This is a genomic window from Streptomyces sp. 13-12-16, from assembly GCF_002114215.1.
GTDB lineage: Bacteria > Actinomycetota > Actinomycetes > Streptomycetales > Streptomycetaceae > Streptomyces.
The window spans coordinates 1-1,661 of sequence record NZ_NCTE01000847.1 but is presented as its reverse complement, the minus strand read 5'-3'; the positions used below and the strand labels follow the sequence as shown (position 1 = coordinate 1,661).

Annotated in this window: 2 protein-coding genes; one reads left to right on the top strand and one right to left on the bottom strand. The window is 75.3% G+C overall.

Going from position 1 to position 1,661, the window contains the following annotated elements:
* A partial coding sequence (locus B7767_RS30400) for an SseB family protein (protein WP_085574954.1) occupies positions 1 to 515 on the bottom strand: 515 nt, incomplete at its 3' end.
* A gap of 117 nt (positions 516 to 632) precedes the next feature.
* Between B7767_RS30400 and B7767_RS30395 the strand changes: the two genes are divergently transcribed.
* Positions 633 to 1,604 (top strand): serine hydrolase, encoded by a 972-nt coding sequence (locus B7767_RS30395; protein ID WP_085574953.1) that lies wholly within the window; start codon positions 633 to 635, stop codon positions 1,602 to 1,604.
* The last annotated feature ends 57 nt before the right edge of the window (positions 1,605 to 1,661 follow it).

The window sequence follows — 1,661 nt, the reverse complement described above, 5'->3', positions numbered from 1 at the left end:
GGCTCCGCGGCGACGGCGGCCCGTACGGCCTCGACGACGGCCGGGTCGGCGAGCGGGGCGGTGCTGGTACGGCCCTCGGCGAGGGCGAGCAGCGCGGGGCCGGTCAGTTCGAAGGGCACGGGCCCGGCCAGGTCCAGGACGACCGTGTCCGCCTTCTCGTGCGCGGCGGCCTGCAGGGCCTGGTGCAGCGGTACGGCGACGGGACGGGCCGCCGGGTCCCAGCGGGCGAGCGACTCGGTGGACGTGAAGGCGGGCAGGGCGGTGCGCCCGCCGGCCTTCAGGGTCGGTACGGCCATGTCGCTGGTCTTCTCGCGGCGCATTCCGTTCTCGTCCTCCTCGACCTCCCCGAGGATGGCCACGACGGGGACGAGCAGCCGGGCGCCCTTGAGGGCCTCCAGGACGGGGCCGACGGCGTTGCCGTCCTCGGCCCAGGCGGCGAGCGCGGCGCTCAGCCGGGGGTCGGCGGTGCCGTCGTCGTCGCGGAACGGGGAGTCGGGAATGTTCTTGTTCGCCACGGTCACCGACCCTATCGGGGGGTGGACGGCGTTCCTCACCGGCCTCTCACCGAGATCTGAGCCGGCTCTCAGCCCCGTCCAACGGTCCGCACAGCCGCCGCCCCGACCATCGCGGCCATGGACTCCTCCAGCAGACCGCGGCGGCGCCGTCGTGCCCGCCGGTCCCGGCGCCGTGCCCTGGTCCTCCTCGCCCTCGCCCTGGTCACCGTCGGGTGCGGTACGGCGGCGGGGGCGATGTACATGACCTCGTGGGCGCACCCGCGGGCGGCGGAAGCCGTATCCTCGTCGGCCTCGCGGGCGAGCGGAGGGGAGGAAACGGCGGTGGACCGGGACGCGTTGCTGGCGGCGGCCATGGGATCGGTGGGGGTGGCGGACGGCGCCGAGGTGTCGGTGGCGGTGCTCGACCCGGACTCCGGGGAGGGCGCCTCGTACGGGGAGGGAGTCTTCGACACGGCGAGCATCGTCAAGGTCGACGTCCTGGCGGCGCTGCTGCTCCAGGCGCAGGACGCGGGGCGGACGCTGACCGCCGAGGAGAGGGCGTACGCCGCCGCCATGGTCGAGAACAGTGACAACGACTCCACGTCGGCGCTGTGGCGGGCGATCGGGACGGCGGACGGGCTCGACGCCGCGAACGAGCGGTTCGGGCTGACGGGGACGGCGGGCGGGGACGGCCCGCTGTGGGGGCTGACGCAGACCACGGCGGCCGACCAGATCACGCTGCTGCGGCAGGTGTTCGACGCGGAGGGTTCGGAGCTGGACGAGGCCTCACGGGCGTACGTGCGGGAGCTGATGGAGCGGATCGCCGTGGGGCAGCGGTGGGGTGTGTCGGCGGCGGCCGACGGTGCGGAGTGGGCGTTGAAGAACGGCTGGCTGCGACGGAGCACCACCGGGCTGTGGGTGATCAACAGCATCGGGCGGGTGACGGCGGGCGGCCACGGCTACCTGGTGGCGGTGCTGTCGCGGGGCAGCGCGACCCAGGAGGAGGGGATCGCGCTGACCGAGGCCGCGGCGCGGGCGGCGGTGTCCGTCTTCACCGGGGACACCGGGGCCGCCGCGGGTGACGCGGCCGGGGTTCAGGCCTCGTCGTAGTGGCGGGTGCGGCGGCCGCGCCACAGGACCACCGCGGCGACCAGCAGCACACCGCCC